The 15,400-nt window shown below is 67.0% G+C and carries 12 protein-coding genes; 4 read left to right on the forward strand and 8 right to left on the reverse strand.

The window, feature by feature from the left end:
- Positions 1 to 41: 41 nt before the first annotated feature.
- From ACFV9J_RS37030 to ACFV9J_RS37045, 4 genes are all read right to left on the reverse strand, one after another.
- Positions 42 to 3,617: a DEAD/DEAH box helicase family protein gene (locus ACFV9J_RS37030; protein WP_385362080.1), complete on the reverse strand. Its 3,576-nt coding sequence runs from the start codon at positions 3,615 to 3,617 to the stop codon at positions 42 to 44.
- 185 nt (positions 3,618 to 3,802) lie between these two features.
- Positions 3,803 to 4,999 carry a restriction endonuclease subunit S gene (locus ACFV9J_RS37035; protein ID WP_385362082.1) on the reverse strand — a complete coding sequence of 399 codons (1,197 nt, stop codon included), beginning with the start codon at positions 4,997 to 4,999 and terminating at the stop codon, positions 3,803 to 3,805.
- Positions 4,996 to 6,516 carry an N-6 DNA methylase gene (locus ACFV9J_RS37040; protein WP_385362084.1) on the reverse strand — a complete coding sequence of 507 codons (1,521 nt, stop codon included), beginning with the start codon at positions 6,514 to 6,516 and terminating at the stop codon, positions 4,996 to 4,998. Before ACFV9J_RS37040 ends, ACFV9J_RS37035 begins: the two co-directional genes overlap by 4 nt.
- A 73-nt stretch (positions 6,517 to 6,589) precedes the next feature.
- A complete protein-coding gene (locus tag ACFV9J_RS37045) occupies positions 6,590 to 7,054 on the reverse strand; it encodes an ATP-binding protein (RefSeq protein WP_385362086.1) in 465 nt (154 codons plus the stop codon).
- 124 nt (positions 7,055 to 7,178) lie between these two features.
- On the opposite strand from ACFV9J_RS37045, the gene ACFV9J_RS37050 reads away from it, so the two are divergent.
- From ACFV9J_RS37050 to ACFV9J_RS37060, 3 genes are all read left to right on the forward strand, one after another.
- A complete protein-coding gene (locus tag ACFV9J_RS37050; protein ID WP_385362087.1) occupies positions 7,179 to 8,024 on the forward strand; it encodes a Scr1 family TA system antitoxin-like transcriptional regulator in 846 nt (281 codons plus the stop codon).
- Positions 8,021 to 8,221 (forward strand): DUF397 domain-containing protein, encoded by a 201-nt coding sequence (locus ACFV9J_RS37055; protein WP_385362089.1) that lies wholly within the window; start codon positions 8,021 to 8,023, stop codon positions 8,219 to 8,221. Before ACFV9J_RS37050 ends, ACFV9J_RS37055 begins: the two co-directional genes overlap by 4 nt.
- Before the next feature lie 115 nt (positions 8,222 to 8,336).
- Positions 8,337 to 9,326, forward strand: coding sequence for a DUF3800 domain-containing protein (locus tag ACFV9J_RS37060; protein WP_385362091.1), 990 nt, complete (start codon positions 8,337 to 8,339; stop codon positions 9,324 to 9,326).
- A 43-nt stretch (positions 9,327 to 9,369) separates the two neighbouring features.
- On the opposite strand, the gene ACFV9J_RS37065 is transcribed toward ACFV9J_RS37060, so the two are convergent.
- The 4 genes from ACFV9J_RS37065 to ACFV9J_RS37080 form a co-directional block, all read right to left on the reverse strand.
- The gene (locus tag ACFV9J_RS37065) at positions 9,370 to 9,765 is read right to left on the reverse strand and encodes a Rid family hydrolase (RefSeq protein ID WP_385362093.1); all 396 of its coding nucleotides are present in this window, start codon (positions 9,763 to 9,765) and stop codon (positions 9,370 to 9,372) included.
- A gap of 107 nt (positions 9,766 to 9,872) precedes the next feature.
- Complete coding sequence (gene gltX / locus ACFV9J_RS37070; RefSeq protein ID WP_385362095.1) at positions 9,873 to 11,357, reverse strand: glutamate--tRNA ligase; 1,485 nt, start codon at positions 11,355 to 11,357, stop codon at positions 9,873 to 9,875.
- Complete coding sequence (locus tag ACFV9J_RS37075; RefSeq protein ID WP_385362097.1) at positions 11,350 to 12,135, reverse strand: fumarylacetoacetate hydrolase family protein; 786 nt, start codon at positions 12,133 to 12,135, stop codon at positions 11,350 to 11,352. Before ACFV9J_RS37075 ends, gltX begins: the two co-directional genes overlap by 8 nt.
- Before the next feature lie 127 nt (positions 12,136 to 12,262).
- Positions 12,263 to 12,451, reverse strand: a complete 189-nt coding sequence (locus tag ACFV9J_RS37080) for a hypothetical protein (RefSeq protein WP_385362098.1) — start codon at positions 12,449 to 12,451, stop codon at positions 12,263 to 12,265.
- A 602-nt stretch (positions 12,452 to 13,053) separates the two neighbouring features.
- Between ACFV9J_RS37080 and ACFV9J_RS37085 the strand changes: the two genes are divergently transcribed.
- Positions 13,054 to 15,400 (forward strand): nitrate- and nitrite sensing domain-containing protein (locus ACFV9J_RS37085; RefSeq protein ID WP_385362100.1); only part of this gene is annotated, 2,347 nt, incomplete at its 3' end.

Raw genomic sequence — 15,400 nt, forward strand, 5'->3', positions numbered from 1 at the left:
GCCACAGACAACGGCTTCGATCGACGTAGGATCCAGCCCGGTTAGGCAGCCAGGGCCGTGGGCTGGGCCGTCCGCTCCAGTTCCTTGAAAATGACCTTGAGGCGTTCGAGTTCGTCGCCGGTGAACAGGTCGTCCGGACCGCCGGGGGCGAGGTCGGCGAACGAGTCCTCGTACAGATCCCCCAGGCTCAGGATGCCGCGTTTGACGACCGTGTCGATGATCAGGGACAGGAAGTCGAGCTGGCGGGAGCTGAGCTGCTTGCCCGCGCAGAAGGCCTCGAACGCCTTTTGTGCGGCCTGCCGGTCCAGCCCGCACAGTCCGCGTACGAAAAGACCGAGGCCGCCGGTGGACCGCACCTCGTCGAGGTCCTCGGGCGAGGCGATGGCCTCCGTGAGGAAGATCTCCTCCAGGCTCGCGAGATCGAGCTCGGTGATCTGCTCGTTGAGCCGCAGTTTGCGCACCACCGGCTGGTCCTCGTGGCGGAGGAGGTAGGCCCGCGCCTTCTGCCTGAAGCGCTGCTCGTCCGTGCCCTGAGGCATCCCCTGGATCTCAGCCTCGCTGATGTCACCGAACTCGTCGACGAAGTCGGTGTATACGACGTTCCGCTTGACCTTGGGGTCGGTGAGCCGCGCCAGTTTGCGCATACGGCGGCGCATGTCCTCCAGCATCGGGAGGGTCACGTCGTTCCACCACTCCTCACCGGCCACCGCTTCCAGCAGTTCGGCCTGCTCGCCGACCGCCGGGATGTTGGTCTTGGTGAGCAAGTTGGAGGCGATGTCCTGGATCTTCGCGCGCAGCTTGGCGAAGTCCTTGCCACCTTCGAGGGCGGCGAGCTGCAGACCGTACGCCATCAAGTCGAACCGCTTGGCCTCCTCGCCCGTCTCCTCGTCGTCGGGGCGGAACTCGCTCGGCAGTCCGAGCAGGTGGTCACGGATGGCGGTGTCCGCGTCGTCGTCCACCCGGTGCCAGCTGCCGAAGTCGCTGAAGACCTCGATCTCCCGGCGGTGCGGGCGGACCAGGAAGTTGTCGAAGTTCATGCCGGTGACGGTGTGGTGCAGTCGGTGTGCCAGCGACCAGCGGATCTCCGCCTCGGTGCCGATCGCGTCGGGGCCGGCGTCCCGGGCCGGGTCGGGCTGCTGCCGCTTGTCCAGGACCCGGACGAGGTCGAGCTGGCGCTGGAGGAGCTTTTCGGTGAGGGTGACGGCCCTGCGTCCCTCCGACCGGTCGAGCTGGCTGTTGAAGAAGTCGATGTTGCCGCAGAAGTCGAAGACGTAGAAGTTCTGCTTGGCGTGGTCGGGGTTCTCGGGGTCGGGACCGTAGAGGGCCGGGCGCAGGCGGGTGCCGCGGCCGATCATCTGCCAGAACTTGGTCTTGGAGAAGACCGGCTTGGCGAAGACCAGGTTCACCACCTCGGGCACGTCGATCCCGGTGTCGAGCATGTCGACCGAGATGGCGATGTCGGGGGCGTTCGGCGGATTCTTCGGGTTGGAGAAGTCGTCGATGAGGGACTGGGCGTACGTCTCCTTGTACGTGATCACGCGCGCAGTGTGGCCGGCACCCTGCGGGTAGTTCGCGTCGTAGCGCTTCTCTATGAACCGGGCGTGCTCTTCGTTCTTCGCGAAGATGATCGTCTTGCCGAGCCGGTCACCGCCCTCGACGCGGTGCCCGCGCGTCATCAGCGTCTCCAGCATCTTGTCCACGGTGTCCTCGTTGAAGAGGAACTTGTTCATGTCGTGGCGGCCCACCGCGTCCGGGACGTCACCGTCTTCGGTCCACTCCTTGGCGTCCCACTCGGCCTTCTCCTCCTCGGAGAGGTCGGCGTAGCGGATGCCCTGCTCCATGAACTTCAGCGGCACCTTGACCGCCTTGGGGAGCACGAGGTAGCCCTCGGCGGCGGCTTCGTGGAGGTCGTAGGAGTCGGTCGGGACGCCGTCCTCCATGGCGAAGAGCTTGTACGTGTTGTGGTCGATCTCGTCCTTGGGCGTCGCGGTCAGGCCCAGCAGCAGCGAATCGAAGTAGCGGAACAGCTCGCCGTACTTCGCGTACACGGAGCGGTGCGCCTCGTCGATGACGATCAGGTCGAAGTGGCCCGGCCCGAATCGGCGGCGGCCCACACCGTCGATGACGTCGATCCGCTTCGTCATCGTCTGATACGTGGAGAGGTAGACACGAGCCGAGGCGGCCTTGTCGTCGAGGAGGCTGGCCACGGGGGTGTTCGGCAGGTTCTCCTTGAACGCCTTCATCGCCTGGTTCACCAGCGCCTGCCGGTCTGCGAGGAACAGCACCCGCTGCGCCCAGCCGGCCTTCATCAGCTGGTCCACGAGGGCCACGGTGGTGCGGGTCTTGCCGGTGCCGGTCGCCATGACGAGCAGCGCCTGACGAATCCGGTCCCGCTCGAAGGTCTCGCCCACCCGCTTGATCGCGCGGAGCTGGTAGGGGCGGCCGGCGATCTTCTCGTTCACCGGTGTGGCCGTGAGGGAGAGGCGTCCGGCGCGCTGGCGGATGTGCCAGAACAGCTCGTCCTTGGTGAAGAAGCCCTGTACCTGGCGGGGCGGGTAGCCGAGGCCGTCATCCCAGAGGTAGGTCTGGTAGCCGTTGGTGTAGAAGATCACCGGGCGGCGGTTGAACTGCGCTTCGAGCGCATCGGCGTACAGCTTCGCCTGCTGCTGCCCGTCACGGGCGTCCCGCTGGGTCTTCTTGGCCTCGACGACGGCGAGGGGCTTGCCGTCGTCGCCCCAGAGCACGTAGTCGACATACCCCTTGCCCGTCTTGGTGGGCATCCCGGTCGCTATCGGGTACTCGGTGTCCTTGCCCGGGGTGAGGAGGTCCCACCCCGCCTCCTTGAGAAGCACGTCGATGAAGGCGTCCCGGGTCGCCTTCTCGTCGTAGTCGTGGGTGTCCTGTACTGCCTGGTTGGCAGCCTTCGCGGCGGCGATCTGCTTCTTGAGTTCTTCGAGCTGCCGGGCGAGGTCCGCGTTCTGGGCACGCTCGGCGGCGAGCTGTTCGGCCTGCTCCTTGAAGCGTGCCTCGTCCTCCGCCTCCTTGGCCTTGAGCTCGGCCTGCTTCAGCGCGCGGGCCTGTGGGGAGAGGGGACGCGGTACTGCGCTGGTGTCGAACTCCAGCCCGGCGGGCGGCAGAGCCGAAGCCTGGCGGGTGTAGGTACGGGCGAACCAGTAGAGGGAGTGGAACAGCTCCTTGACGCTGGACTCGGCGACGGTCTTCGGGACGGGTGCGGCCTTGTGCACGGCGTTGTTGCCGTGTCGGCGGATGAGGTCCATCTTGGCGTTGACCGTCGGCCCGACGAGCTGCCGGAAGCTCGGCTCGTGGAGCATCGCCGCGAGGTCCTTTTTGTAGGGCTCGCTGAGGCTGGTGTCCTTGTCGTACATCCAGCGGGCGGTGATCTCGATGGCGCGGCGGGCGTAGAAGCATGCGGCTCGGGGGTCGTGGTGGATCAGCCGCTCGGCGCGGATCGCCTCGTCGTGGAGGGCGGGCCACTCGGCGCGGAGGAAGGCGAAGTTGCCGCCTGCGGTGCGGCCGACGTTGTAGGCGGCGGCTCGGTCTTGGGCCTGCTTGTCCTGCTGGGCCTTACGCTGGTCGTCGCTCTGCTGGTTCCCCATGCCGTGTCCCTCCCCTGTTGCACGGCCCCTGTCGTGCAGGCCCGGGATGCCCCGAACCCCGAATGAAGCCGACGTTCCTTTTCCATCTCCTGTGACAGAACGTCTCTGGGCCGGGCTCCCCTGCCCTGCCACATGACGGCCTGTGACGCGGTAGGTGCCGCGCACTGTGTCCGGCGAGAGCGAACTTACGCTGCTTCGCCGGTCGCTTCATGATCCCCAAGAGTGCCGGAGAAGGCACGGTTTTGGAAGGAGGTAAAGAGTTCGTCGAGGGTGGCGAGTTGCCGGACGCTCCTGGCCCGCTCACTGTCCACGCGCTCCACTCGGTGCACAAATTCTTGTTGCCTGCCCATAGGCGGCACCAGAAGGGTAACGGACGAGAACTGCGACTTGTTGACCAACCCCGTCATAGCTCCCGTCGATTTTCGTTGAATAAGACCTTTCCCGACGCGGATCTGCTCAAGCATAAATCGCGACAAGTGACCTTCGGGAATGAAGGCATTGATCTGCTGATTAATGGCAACTCGACGCCCTGCCAACGCGGCATTCCCAATACTTGCCGGACTACCCGCGATGCACGTTACCAAAATCGCTTCCGCTGGGACAACTCGACCGACGCTCTCTCCGGCTGCACTCAGACGCTCAGCCGCCGCACTTGGATTCAATTCCGTCGGCCTAATGTTGTCAGTTTTAATCCACTCAATGCCGTCACCATAATATTCAGACCTAGCCCGAGATGGCGTGTTTCCCGTAACTACTACACCGAGCTCACCGATCATCTTTCGATCCCATGGAGAATTGGATGAAGCGGGATCACCGAACATTTCAAAGAAGAGGGACCGAGTGAGAGCGTCGAGGAGAGCTATGGCATCACGGCGCTTGGCGCGGAGGGTGTCCACCTGGTCGAGAACAGCGGCGATTCGCCTCTGCTTGGTGATTGACGGTAGCGGAATCATCAGGTCGCGCAAATATGCTTCAGGAACCCGCCTTTGGCCGCCGCTACCGGTCATGCGAAGCTCACCCTCAACACGGACCCAGTCCTGCCGGAGGAATCTCAGCAAGTACCGTCCGTCCACCTCTTTGCCTGCCCGGACGACGTGAAACTCTGTGGATCCTGCACCAATCTCGCGCTCAAGCTGAGCCTGTGCAATCTTCCCATTCTGGAAGCATGGCGTGATTTTCGCAACAAGCACGTCACCAGTCCGGAAAGATGTGTAACCGGTACGCACTTCACCGTAAGGGCGGACTTCACCAAAAGTAGTAGTACCGAGCTCCGAGACATCCGCCATACCTAGAAAGGAGACCTCGGTTCTAGCATCGACGGGCTCTCTATGGAGTGGATTGATCTCGACGATCTCACCCAGCGGCACGGATGCGAAACTCATGCCAGCATCCCCTTCAGCTCATCGGTACCCTTGGCGATCTCCGCGTTCAGTTGCTCCAAATCTGCCAGGATCTCCGTCGGCGTTCGTGTCACGACTTCCTCGTGGACGATCTCCTTGTAGCGATTCAAGGAAAGGTCGTACTCCTGGGCCGCGATGTCCGCCTTGGGTACGCAGAAGCTCTGCTCGGTCCTCCGCCGGTCCCGCTCCGTGCCATCACGCTCCTGCCAGCGGGCCAGGACGTCCGGGAGGTTGTTCTTCAGGAGTTCGTCCGGCGTCAGAGGGTCGCCCTGCGGGCGGACGCCCAGGCGGTCCTCCGGGAGCAGTGCGTTGCGCTTGTCGTCCAGGCTCAGGCCGTCCGCATGCACGTCGTAGAACCAGACGTGATCCGTGCCGCCTGAGTCCGTTTTCTGGAAGAACAGGATCGCCGTCGAGACACCGGCGTACGGCTTGAAGACTCCGCTCGGGAGTTTGACCACCGCCTGGAGCTGCTGCTCCTCCACCAGGATGCGGCGCAATTCCTTGTGTGCCTTGGTCGAGCCGAACAGCACGCCGTCGGGGACGATGACGGCGGCCCGGCCGCCGGGCTTCAGGAGCCGCAAGAACAGGGCCAGGAACAGGAGTTCCGTCTTCTTCGTCTTGACGATGCGCTGGAGGTCCACCGCCGTGGACTCGTAGTCCAGACTCCCAGCGAACGGCGGGTTCGCAAGAATCAAGGAGTAGCGATCGGCCTCGCCGGCCGCGTTCTCCGCAAGCGAGTCGCGGTAGCGGATGTCCGGGTTCTCGATGCCGTGCAGCAGCATGTTCATCGAGCCGATACGGAGCATCGTGGAGTCGAAGTCGAAGCCGTGAAACATCGACTCGTTGAAGTGCTTGCGCTGCTCCACCCCGAGCAGGGCGTCGCGGTGCACCCGCTGTACGTACGACGCCGCCTGCACCAGGAAGCCGGCCGTGCCGCACGCCGGGTCGCAGATCTCGTCACGCGGTCCCGGCTGGGTCATCTCAACCATCAGGTCGATGATGTGGCGCGGCGTGCGGAACTGGCCGTTCTGACCGGACGTCGCGATCTTCGCGAGCAGGTACTCGTAGATATCGCCCTTGGTGTCGCTGCTGTCCATGGAGATCTCGTCGAGCAGGTCGACAACCTTCGCCAGCAGGTTGGGCCCCGGGATCGTGAACCGGGCGTCCTTCATGTGGTGGGAGTACGTCGATTCGTCCCCGCCCATACGGCGCAGGTACGGGAAGACTCCGTCGGCCACGAGCCCGTACATGATCTCGGGGTCCTTGACCTTGAAGTTCTGCCAGCGCAGATCCTGCTGGTCGTTCGAGAAGAAGGGGTCCGGGTCGGGCTTGCCCGTTGCGGTCGCCTTACGGTCCTTGCGGGTCTGGATCTCGTCCAGTCGCTTGATGAAGAGCAGGTAGGTGATCTGCTCCATCACTTCCAGCGGATTGGAGATGCCGCCCGACCAGAACGCGTCCCAGACGCGCCCCACCTTGCTCTTCAGTTCGCCCGTAATCACACAGAGGATCCTACGACCCCTGGGCCCCATGGCGGGACGCCTTGAGGGCTCTGCGGCTCCGCCGTCCGATGTCTCAGATGGAAACCTCCGCGCACACTGTCTTGCCCGGCCCTCCGTCCATACGCGGCAGCACCACCCAGCGGCTCGCGAGGGCGGCGACCAGGCACAGGCCTCTGCCGGACTCGGCATCTGGCACGGGCAGTGTCGAAGGCGGTCCCGGCGGCATGCGGTCGTCCCTGGTGTCGGTCACCTCCACGCGTACCAGCCGCTGCACCGGGTCCAGTGACAAGCAGAGCCTGAAGTCACGGCCGGGCACGCGGCCATGCGTCACCGCGTTCGCCGTGAGTTCGCCCACGATCAGGGTCACCGTGGTGTTGAGGTCAGAGGCATACGGGTGGCCCCAGGCATCGAGGCGGTGGGAGGCGAGCCTGCGGGCCAGGCGGGCGCCTCGCGGTGTCGACGTGAAGGACATGCGGAACTCCCGCAAGGGAAGCGGAAGTCGGCCGGCCTCCCCGGACGAGTGCGTTTCTGTCGTCATGGGCACGAGCGTGAGTCGACGCGCGTACCTTGACCAGCAACGACATCCATACACAGCGTGTCTGTGCGGCTGCGGTGGGTGTGCTGTCGGGGTTGGTGGTGAGACAGGTACTGGAGGGAAGACCATGACGCAGGTCCCGGAACAAGCCGTCGCTCGGCGGAGTGAAGACCCAGCGGACGAGTTGCTGCGGTCGTTCGGCAGGCAGATCAAGATCCTCCGGGAGAGGGCCGGGCACACCCAGGCGGCCCTGGGGCAGCTGCTCGGGTACAGCGAGGCGCAGGTCGCAGCCATCGAGCAGGGGCGGCGTATCGCCCGTCCCCACACCATCGACAAGCTAGATCAGCTACTGGACGCCGAAGGCATGCTGCTTGCCATGAAGCGGCCCGTGGCGCTGACCCGGTACCCGGCCTTCTTTCGCGACGCGGCGCGGATCGAGGAGGAGGCGGTGGAGTTCCATGCGTATGCCGCTCTCGCGGTCCCGGGGCTTCTGCAGACCGAGGAATACGCGAGGACCATGTTCACAGTGTGGCGTCCCCGCCGGTCCGACGTCGAGATCGAGCAACTGGTCACGGCACGCATGGCTCGGCACAAGCTCTTCGACCGCAGGCCCGCGCCCACGCTCAGCTTCGTGATCGAGGACTCGGTACTTCAACGACCGTTCGGCAGCGTCGTTGTACTGCGCGAGCAGCTCGAACACTTGCGCCTTGCAGGTGAGAATCCGCATGTGGAGATCCAGGTGATGCCGACCCGTGCGACAGATCATGCCGGTGCTGGTGGGCCCTTCTCGCTGATGACCCCGCAGGGCGGAGAGCAGGTCGCATACATCGAGAGCCAGGACCGGGGCCAAGTGATCACTGATCGGGAATCTGTACGCGGGATGGCCGTCCGGTATGGAATCCTGCGAGCTCAGGCGCTGTCCCCTGCCGATTCCCTGCGTCACATCGAGAAGTTGCTGCAAGGAGAGCTATGAACACCGAGCAGTCCGAGGTCCCGACCCTCCAGTGGTTCAAGAGCAGCTACAGCAGCGGCTCGGGCGGCGAGTGCATTGAGGTCGCCCCCACGCGCGCCACCATCCACATCCGCGACTCCAAGGCCCCCGCCCACGGCAGCCTCACAGTGCACTCCACCACCTGGGCCGCCTTCCTCGATCTGGCCCGCCGGGCCTGACCGAAATCCGATCCCAAGGTCAACCCGGCGTGACGCCCACCTTGACCGTCCGTAGCCGGGTTGGCAGGATCGGGATCAGCAAGCAAAGAACCGCGCATATGACTGCGCAGACCCTGTGGCCGTCCCTTCGGGGGCGGCCACAGACGTGTTTCCGGGAGGTTCGGTGCATCTCTGCTACATCGACGAGGCGGGCAACGGGCAGACGCTCGACCCCGCGAGACCTGACGCTCCTCCGGTCCTCGTCGTCGGCGGATTCACCGTGCCGCGAGCCCACGTCAAGTCTCTCACCTGGGATTTCCTCGACGTCAAGAAGCACTATCGGCCGCAGTTACGGAATGCCGAGCAGCTGTCCGAGGTGATCCAGCACGAGATCAAGGGCGCGGACGTCCGCAAGAACCTCCGGGCCGGCAACCACAACTGGCGACGGGCAGCCATGGAGCTGGTGGGGTCACTGCTCGACATACTGGAGGCCCACGAAAGTCGCGTCCTCGCTCGCGTGTGGATCAAGGAAGAAGGGCTGGCGTTCGACGAGTCCGGCGTCTACCCCGCCTCCGTCGCCGCGCTGAACGAGACCTTCCAGGCGCAGCTCGCCCACGAGCACTCCCGCGGCATGATGGTCCTCGACAGTCGCACGAAGGTGAAGAACGCTCCCAACGTGCACTGCGTGACGACCCGCAAGTACCGTGCGGGTGGCGACAGCCTGCGTGGTGTCATCGAGTCGCCCGTTTTTGGCCACAGTGACACACACGCCCTGCTTCAGCTCGCGGATCTCGTGGTCTCGTCGCTGCTGTTCCCCATCGCCTGTCACGCCTACCTCAACGACGTGACCTGGAACGTGCACTGCGACGACGCCTACCAGCCGCTTCGGGAGCAGTTCGGGGAGCGGCTCAAGAACCTGCAGTTCCGGTATCAGGACCCCGTGGGCAAGTGGCGGGGCGGGATCGTCGTGTCGGACCGTAGGACACGGCAGTCGTCCGGGCTCATGTTCGGGCCCGCGAAGGTTGCCGCCTCCGTGCCCGCTTCCGCGATTCCGGGGCAGCCCGGGGCTCCCACATCTGAGCGGCCCGAGGCTGAACCTGAGGGTGGCCTGCCGCTGGTTCCCTGAGCGGAAGCCGGGCGGCATAGGGACATGCACGGGCGCGCACCGCCTACTGCGCCGCCAGGCCCTCGATCTCGACCAGCATCCGCGGGTCCGACAGGGCCCGGACCTCGGCCAGCAGGCTGGCGGGGCGGCAGTCCGCGGCGGCCAGTTCGTCCAGTACGGCGTCGTAGTGGGCCGTGACCGCCTCGATGTCGACGGTGAGGATCCGGATCTGGACGAGGTCGCGCAGGGCGAACCCGGCCTTCTCCAGGGTCTCTTCCAGGCGCCGGAAGTTCAGCCGGAGCTGGCCTCGGACGTCGCCCACGGCGGCGATACCGCCCTCGGCGTCCCGGGCCTCGTGACCGGCGACCATGAGCCAGCGCCGGGGCTGTTCGACCAGTACGGCCCGATTGTAGGCCAGCCGGTCCCCGAAGAAGCGTGGGTCGATGTCCTCGCGGTGCATGCCGTCAGTCTGCGGGGGCCGGGGCGGCGGCGCCGCTCGGAGGGGGCCGGGCGGGGTACGGGAGGGGCGGCGCCCGTGCGGACGCCGCCCCTCACCCGTGCTGCCGGTTACGCCGCCAGCCGTGCCAGCGCCGCGTCGATCCGGGCCAGCGCCTTCTCCTTGCCCAGGACCTCCAGGGACTCGAAGAGGGGCAGGCCGACCGTGCGGCCGGTGACGGCGACGCGGACGGGGGCCTGGGCCTTGCCGAGCTTGAGGCCGTGGGCCTCGCCGGCGGCCAGGACGGCCTCCTTGAGGGACTCGGGGGACGTCCAGTCGGCGGCGTCGAGCTTCTCGCGGGCCGTGGTCAGGAGCGCGTCCGAGCCCTCCTTCATCGCCTTGGTCCAGCTCGCCTCGTCGAGGACCGGCTCCGGCAGGAACAGGAAGTCGACGTTGTCGGTGATCTCGGAGAGGACCTTGAGGCGGGTCTGCGCGTGCGGCGCGATCGCCTGCCACTTGGCCTCGTCGAAGTCCTCGGGCGCCCAGGGGGCGACGGGGGCCTTCAGCCAGGGGCGGCAGCGCTCGGTGAAGTCCTTGACCTCCAGGAGGCGGATGTGGTCGGCGTTGATCGCCTCGCACTTCTTCAGGTCGAAGCGTGCCGGGTTGGGCTGGACGTCGGAGACGTCGAAGGCCGCGACCATCTCCTCGATGGTGAAGATGTCCTGGTCGGCGGAGAGCGACCAGCCGAGGAGGGAGAGGTAGTTGAGCAGGCCCTCGGGGAGGAAGCCGCGCTCGCGGTAGAGGTTGAGGCTCGACTGCGGGTCGCGCTTGGACAGCTTCTTGTTGCCCTCGCCCATGACGTACGGCAGGTGGCCGAAGGCGGGGATCTCCTTGGCGGCGCCCAGCTCGATCAGCGCCTTGTACAGGGCGATCTGGCGGGGGGTGGAGGAGAGCAGGTCCTCGCCGCGCAGGACGTGGGTGATCTCCATCAGGGCGTCGTCGACGGGGTTGACCAGTGTGTAGAGGGGCGCCCCGTTGGCGCGGACGATGCCGTAGTCCGGGACGTTCTCCGGGAGGTAGGTGATCTCGCCGCGGACCAGGTCCGTGAAGGTGATCGCCTCGTCGGGCATCCGGAAGCGGACGATGGGCTCGCGGCCCTGGGACGTGTACTCCTCGACCTGCGCGTCGGTCAGGTCGCGGCAGTGGCCGTCGTAGCCGGAGGGCTTGCCGGCGGCGCGGGCGGCCTCGCGGCGGGTGTCCAGCTCCTCCTGGGAGCAGTAGCAGCGGTAGGCGTGGCCGGCGTCCAGGAGCTTGGCGGCGACGTCCCGGTAGATGTCCATGCGCTGCGACTGGCGGTACGGCGCGTGCGGGCCGCCGACCTCGGGGCCCTCGTCCCAGTCGAAGCCCAGCCAGCGCATCGAGTCCAGGAGCTGGTTGTACGACTCCTCGGAGTCGCGGGCCGCGTCGGTGTCCTCGATGCGGAAGACCAGGGTGCCCTGGTGGTGGCGCGCGAAGGCCCAGTTGAACAGGGCGGTGCGGACCAGGCCCACGTGGGGGTTACCGGTGGGGGACGGACAGAAACGGACGCGTACGGAGGAGCCGGATGCGCTAGCCACGCTTGACAACCTTGTTGGTGAGAGTGCCGATGCCTTCGATGGTGACGGCGACCTCGTCGCCGACGTTGAGGGGGCCGACGCCGGCCGGGGTGCCCGTGAGGATCACGTCGCCGGGGAGCAGCGTCATCGCCTCGGAGATGTTGACGATCAGGTCCTCGATGGAGTGGATCATCTCGCTGGTGCGGCCGAGCTGGCGCTGGGCGCCGTTGACCGTGAGCTGGACGGTGAGGTCGCTCGCGGCCGCGAGGTCGAGGTCCGTCTCCACCCAGGGGCCGAGCGGGCAGGAGGAGTCGAAGCCCTTGGCCCTGGCCCACTGCTTCTCGCGGCGCTGCACGTCGCGGGCGGTGATGTCGTTGGCGCAGGTGTAGCCGAAGATCACGTCCTGGACGCGCTCGCGCGGGACCTCGCGGCACATGCGGCCGATGACGACGGCCAGTTCGGCCTCGTGGTGCAGTTCCTCGGTGAAGGAGGGGTACTGGATGGCGTCGCCGGGGCCGATCACGGAGGTGGACGGCTTGAAGAAGGCGAACGGCGCGTCGGGCACCTCGTTGCCGAGTTCACGGGCGTGCTCGGCGTAGTTGCGGCCGAAGGCGACGACCTTGTTGGGGAGTACCGGCGGCAGGAGCCGCACCTTGCTCAGGGGCACCTTGGTGCCGGAGAGCTCGTACTCCGCGAACGGGATGCCCTTGATGATGTCGAGGACGAGCTGGTCCGGCTGGTCGCCCTCGACCGCGCCGAAGGCGACGTTCCCGTCGATGGAGAACCTGGCGATGCGCACGGGTTGCTTGGCCCCTTGACTGAGCTGGCTGAAGTCTGACGCTCCAGGCTATCGCGGTGGGCCTGAACCGCCGGGCAGGCCTCAGGGGCCGGGGCCACCGCTGAACGTGGGGCGACCCCGTGCCGTACTACTCTGCGACCGACGCCGCGACCGGGGCCTCCATGAGGATCGTGCGGCGGGGGTTGGCGGTCTGGGTGGGGAGCTCGACGGCGTGCTCCGGCTGCTCCGGCGTCTGCAGGTCGTCGGCGCCCTCGAGGTGCGCCAGCGTCGTGCGTCGCGGGTTGGCGATCTTGTGGAACATCATCGTCGTCTTCACGGTTGTACGTGGCCCTGTCGTGTCCGGGCGCCCGAGGGGTGGTGAAAGCCCCTGCGAGGGCGCGGGTTGTCGGTTTTGCCTTCTCTGTAAAGCGTCAGGCTAAACACGCGATTCCCCGTGAACCGCAGAGGAGTCCATGATCCGGATGTGAGTTTGCTCACTTATCAAGGGTCAAACCGGTCAATTGCGACGCCGAAGGCACTCCGACTAAACCGACATTGCACATCTGAAGGCATCATTCCGCTGCTGATCATGTCGACTGGGACACCCTCCCGGCCTCGACGACTCGCGGGCATACGCCCGGTTTGCGGGTGATCACCTTCTACGTCCGGTGATCCGGCCCTCACATGCTGTCACGTATCTCACGGCCTGCCCCACGGGCCTTGTTGGAGATCCTGCACTGTGCTGGAATTCCACGGACCGCCGCGGGATCGAGCCGGCGCACAGGGGGCGCACACCAGCGCCGAGCGGCGGCGAGAAGGGGGAACCAGCGCCGGTCACTCACGACCAACACAGGGGCGTATTCAGGGCGCCCCTTTGACGCCGACACCGTGCCCAGCCGTTCACGCGGAGGGGCGCCTGGTCCAGAGGTTGCGACGCTAGTGCAGGGACGTTTCAAGAGGGATGGCAGCGCTTCGGCGGAGCCGGAGCCGCAGGGCGGGACTGGCCCCAAGGCCGTCAGCTCCTCGCCCCAGCACGCCCAGAACCCGGGCCAGACCCCGCCCGGCGACAGCGGGGAGCGCGCCGGTCAGGCCGCGGGCCCGTCCGCTCCCGGCCAGCAGTCGCCCACCAAGCCGGCCAAGGGCTCGACCGGCCCCGGCCCGCGAATAGCCCTGCGCAACTGGCGGATCTCCACCCGTCTGGTGTCGCTGCTGGCGCTTCCGGTGGTCGCGGCGACCTCGCTGGGCGCGCTGCGCATCAACCAGTCGATGGACGACATCCAGCAGCTCGAGAACATGAAGCTGCTGACCGAGATGACCAAGCAGGCCACGGAGCTGGCCGCCGCGCTCCAGGAGGAGCGCGACCAGTCCGCCGGCCCGCTGGCCCACGGCTCGAAGTCCAGCGCGATCGCCGTCAAGGGCGACCGCGAGCAGACCGACCGGGCCCTGAAGAACTTCCTCGACAAGTCCGAGCAGATCGACGCGGCGAGCAAGGACGGCAAGCTCGTCGGCGTCCGCGACAGCCTCGTCGGCATCGCGAGCGACCTGAACGACCTGACCAAGATCCGCAGCACCGCGTACACGGCGAAGGACAACTCGACCCAGACGGTCGAGGCCTACCACCGCCTGATCACCCACCTGCTCGACCTCTCGCAGGACATGGCGGAGGCGACCAGCAACCCCGACATGATCCAGCGCACGCGCGCCCTGTCGGCCTTCTCCTCGGCCAAGGAGTACGCGTCCATCCAGCGCGCGGTCCTCGCCGCGGCCCTCCCCGCGAACAACACCGACAAGGGCGATCTCGCCGAGAACGACCGGCTGTACGCCCAGTCCGCGCTGCAGAGCCAGACCTCCGAGATCCGCAGCTTCACCAGCATCTACGGCGAGGGCGCGGAGGACCTGCTCAAGCCGATCTCCGAGGGCAACCCGGTGATCGAGGCGTCCGACCAGTACGCCGGCCGCGCCGTCGGCAAGAAGGACGGTCTGGCCAGCCTGAAGTCCCGCTCCTACCAGGACTGGCTGGACGACAGCTCCACCAAGATCCAGCAGATGAAGAACATCGAGCTGAAGCTGCTGGAGGACATGGAGCAGCAGGCTCGCGAGCTGCGCAACGAGTCCGAGCAAGAGGCCATCATCTCCGGTGTCCTCATCCTGCTCGTGCTCGGCGTCTCCCTGGTCGGCGCGTTCGTCGTGGCCCGGTCCATGATCCGCTCGCTGCGCCGCCTGGAGGACACCGCGACCAAGGTCGCCCAGGACCGCCTGCCCGAGCTGGTCAAGCAGCTCTCCGAGACCGACCCGCAGGACGTCGACACCTCGGTGGAGTCGGTCGGTGTGCACTCCCGGGACGAGATCGGCCGAGTGGCCGCGGCCTTCGACGACGTGCACCGCGAGGCGGTCCGCCTCGCCGCCGAGCAGGCCCTGCTGCGGGGCAACGTCAACGCGATGTTCACCAACCTCTCGCGCCGCTCCCAGGGCCTCATCCAGCGTCAGCTCTCGCTCATCTCCGAACTGGAGTCCCGCGAGGCCGACCCGGACCAGCTGTCCTCGCTGTTCAAGCTCGACCACCTCGCCACGCGTATGCGCCGTAACGGTGAGAACCTCCTCGTCCTCGCCGGTGAGGAGCCCGGCCGCCGCTGGACCCGTCCGGTGCCGCTGGTCGACGTGCTCCGCGCCGCCGCCTCCGAGGTGGAGCAGTACGAGCGCATCGAGCTGGCCTCCGTGCCGAGCACCGAGGTCGCCGGCCGCGTGGTCAACGACCTCGTGCACCTGCTCGCCGAGCTGCTGGAGAACGCGACCTCGTTCTCCTCGCCGCAGACCAAGGTCAAGGTCACCGGTCACGCACTGCCCGACGGCCGGGTGCTGATCGAGATCCACGACACCGGTATCGGCCTCTCGCCCGAGGACCTGGCCGCGATCAACGAGCGGCTCGCCTCGCCGCCCACCGTGGACGTCTCCGTCTCCCGCCGCATGGGTCTGTTCGTGGTCGGCCGCCTCTCGCAGCGCCACGGCATCCGGATCCAGCTGCGCCCCTCCGACTCCGGCGGTACGACCGCGCTGGTCATGCTGCCCGTCGACGTCGCCCAGGGCGGCCGCAAGCCGCAGCCGAAGCCGGGTCAGCCCGGCGCGGGCAGCGGCGGTCCGGCCGCCGCCCAGGCTGCCGCCGGTGTCGCCGCGGCCCGCCGCGGCGGTCAGGGCGGCGGTGCCCTCGCGGGCAGCGGTGCCTTCGGCGGTGGAAGTGGCGGCGGTGCCCTCGGCGCCGGTGCGCCGGGCGGCCGGCTCGGTGCCGGCC

This window comes from Streptomyces sp. NPDC059906 (assembly GCF_042730645.1).
GTDB lineage: Bacteria > Actinomycetota > Actinomycetes > Streptomycetales > Streptomycetaceae > Streptomyces > Streptomyces rubrogriseus.

Bases quoted from the DNA above. Each gene is read 5' to 3' on its own strand.
- ACFV9J_RS37050 (WP_385362087.1), top strand. From the start codon at position 7,179: ATGACGCAGGTCCCGGAACAAGCCGTCGCTCGGCGGAGTGAAGACCCA.
- ACFV9J_RS37055 (WP_385362089.1), top strand. From the start codon at position 8,021: ATGAACACCGAGCAGTCCGAGGTCCCGACCCTCCAGTGGTTCAAGAGC.
- ACFV9J_RS37035 (WP_385362082.1), bottom strand. From the start codon at position 4,999: ATGAGTTTCGCATCCGTGCCGCTGGGTGAGATCGTCGAGATCAATCCA.
- ACFV9J_RS37045 (WP_385362086.1), bottom strand. From the start codon at position 7,054: ATGACGACAGAAACGCACTCGTCCGGGGAGGCCGGCCGACTTCCGCTT.
- ACFV9J_RS37030 (WP_385362080.1), bottom strand. From the start codon at position 3,617: ATGGGGAACCAGCAGAGCGACGACCAGCGTAAGGCCCAGCAGGACAAG.
- ACFV9J_RS37065 (WP_385362093.1), bottom strand. From the start codon at position 9,765: ATGCACCGCGAGGACATCGACCCACGCTTCTTCGGGGACCGGCTGGCC.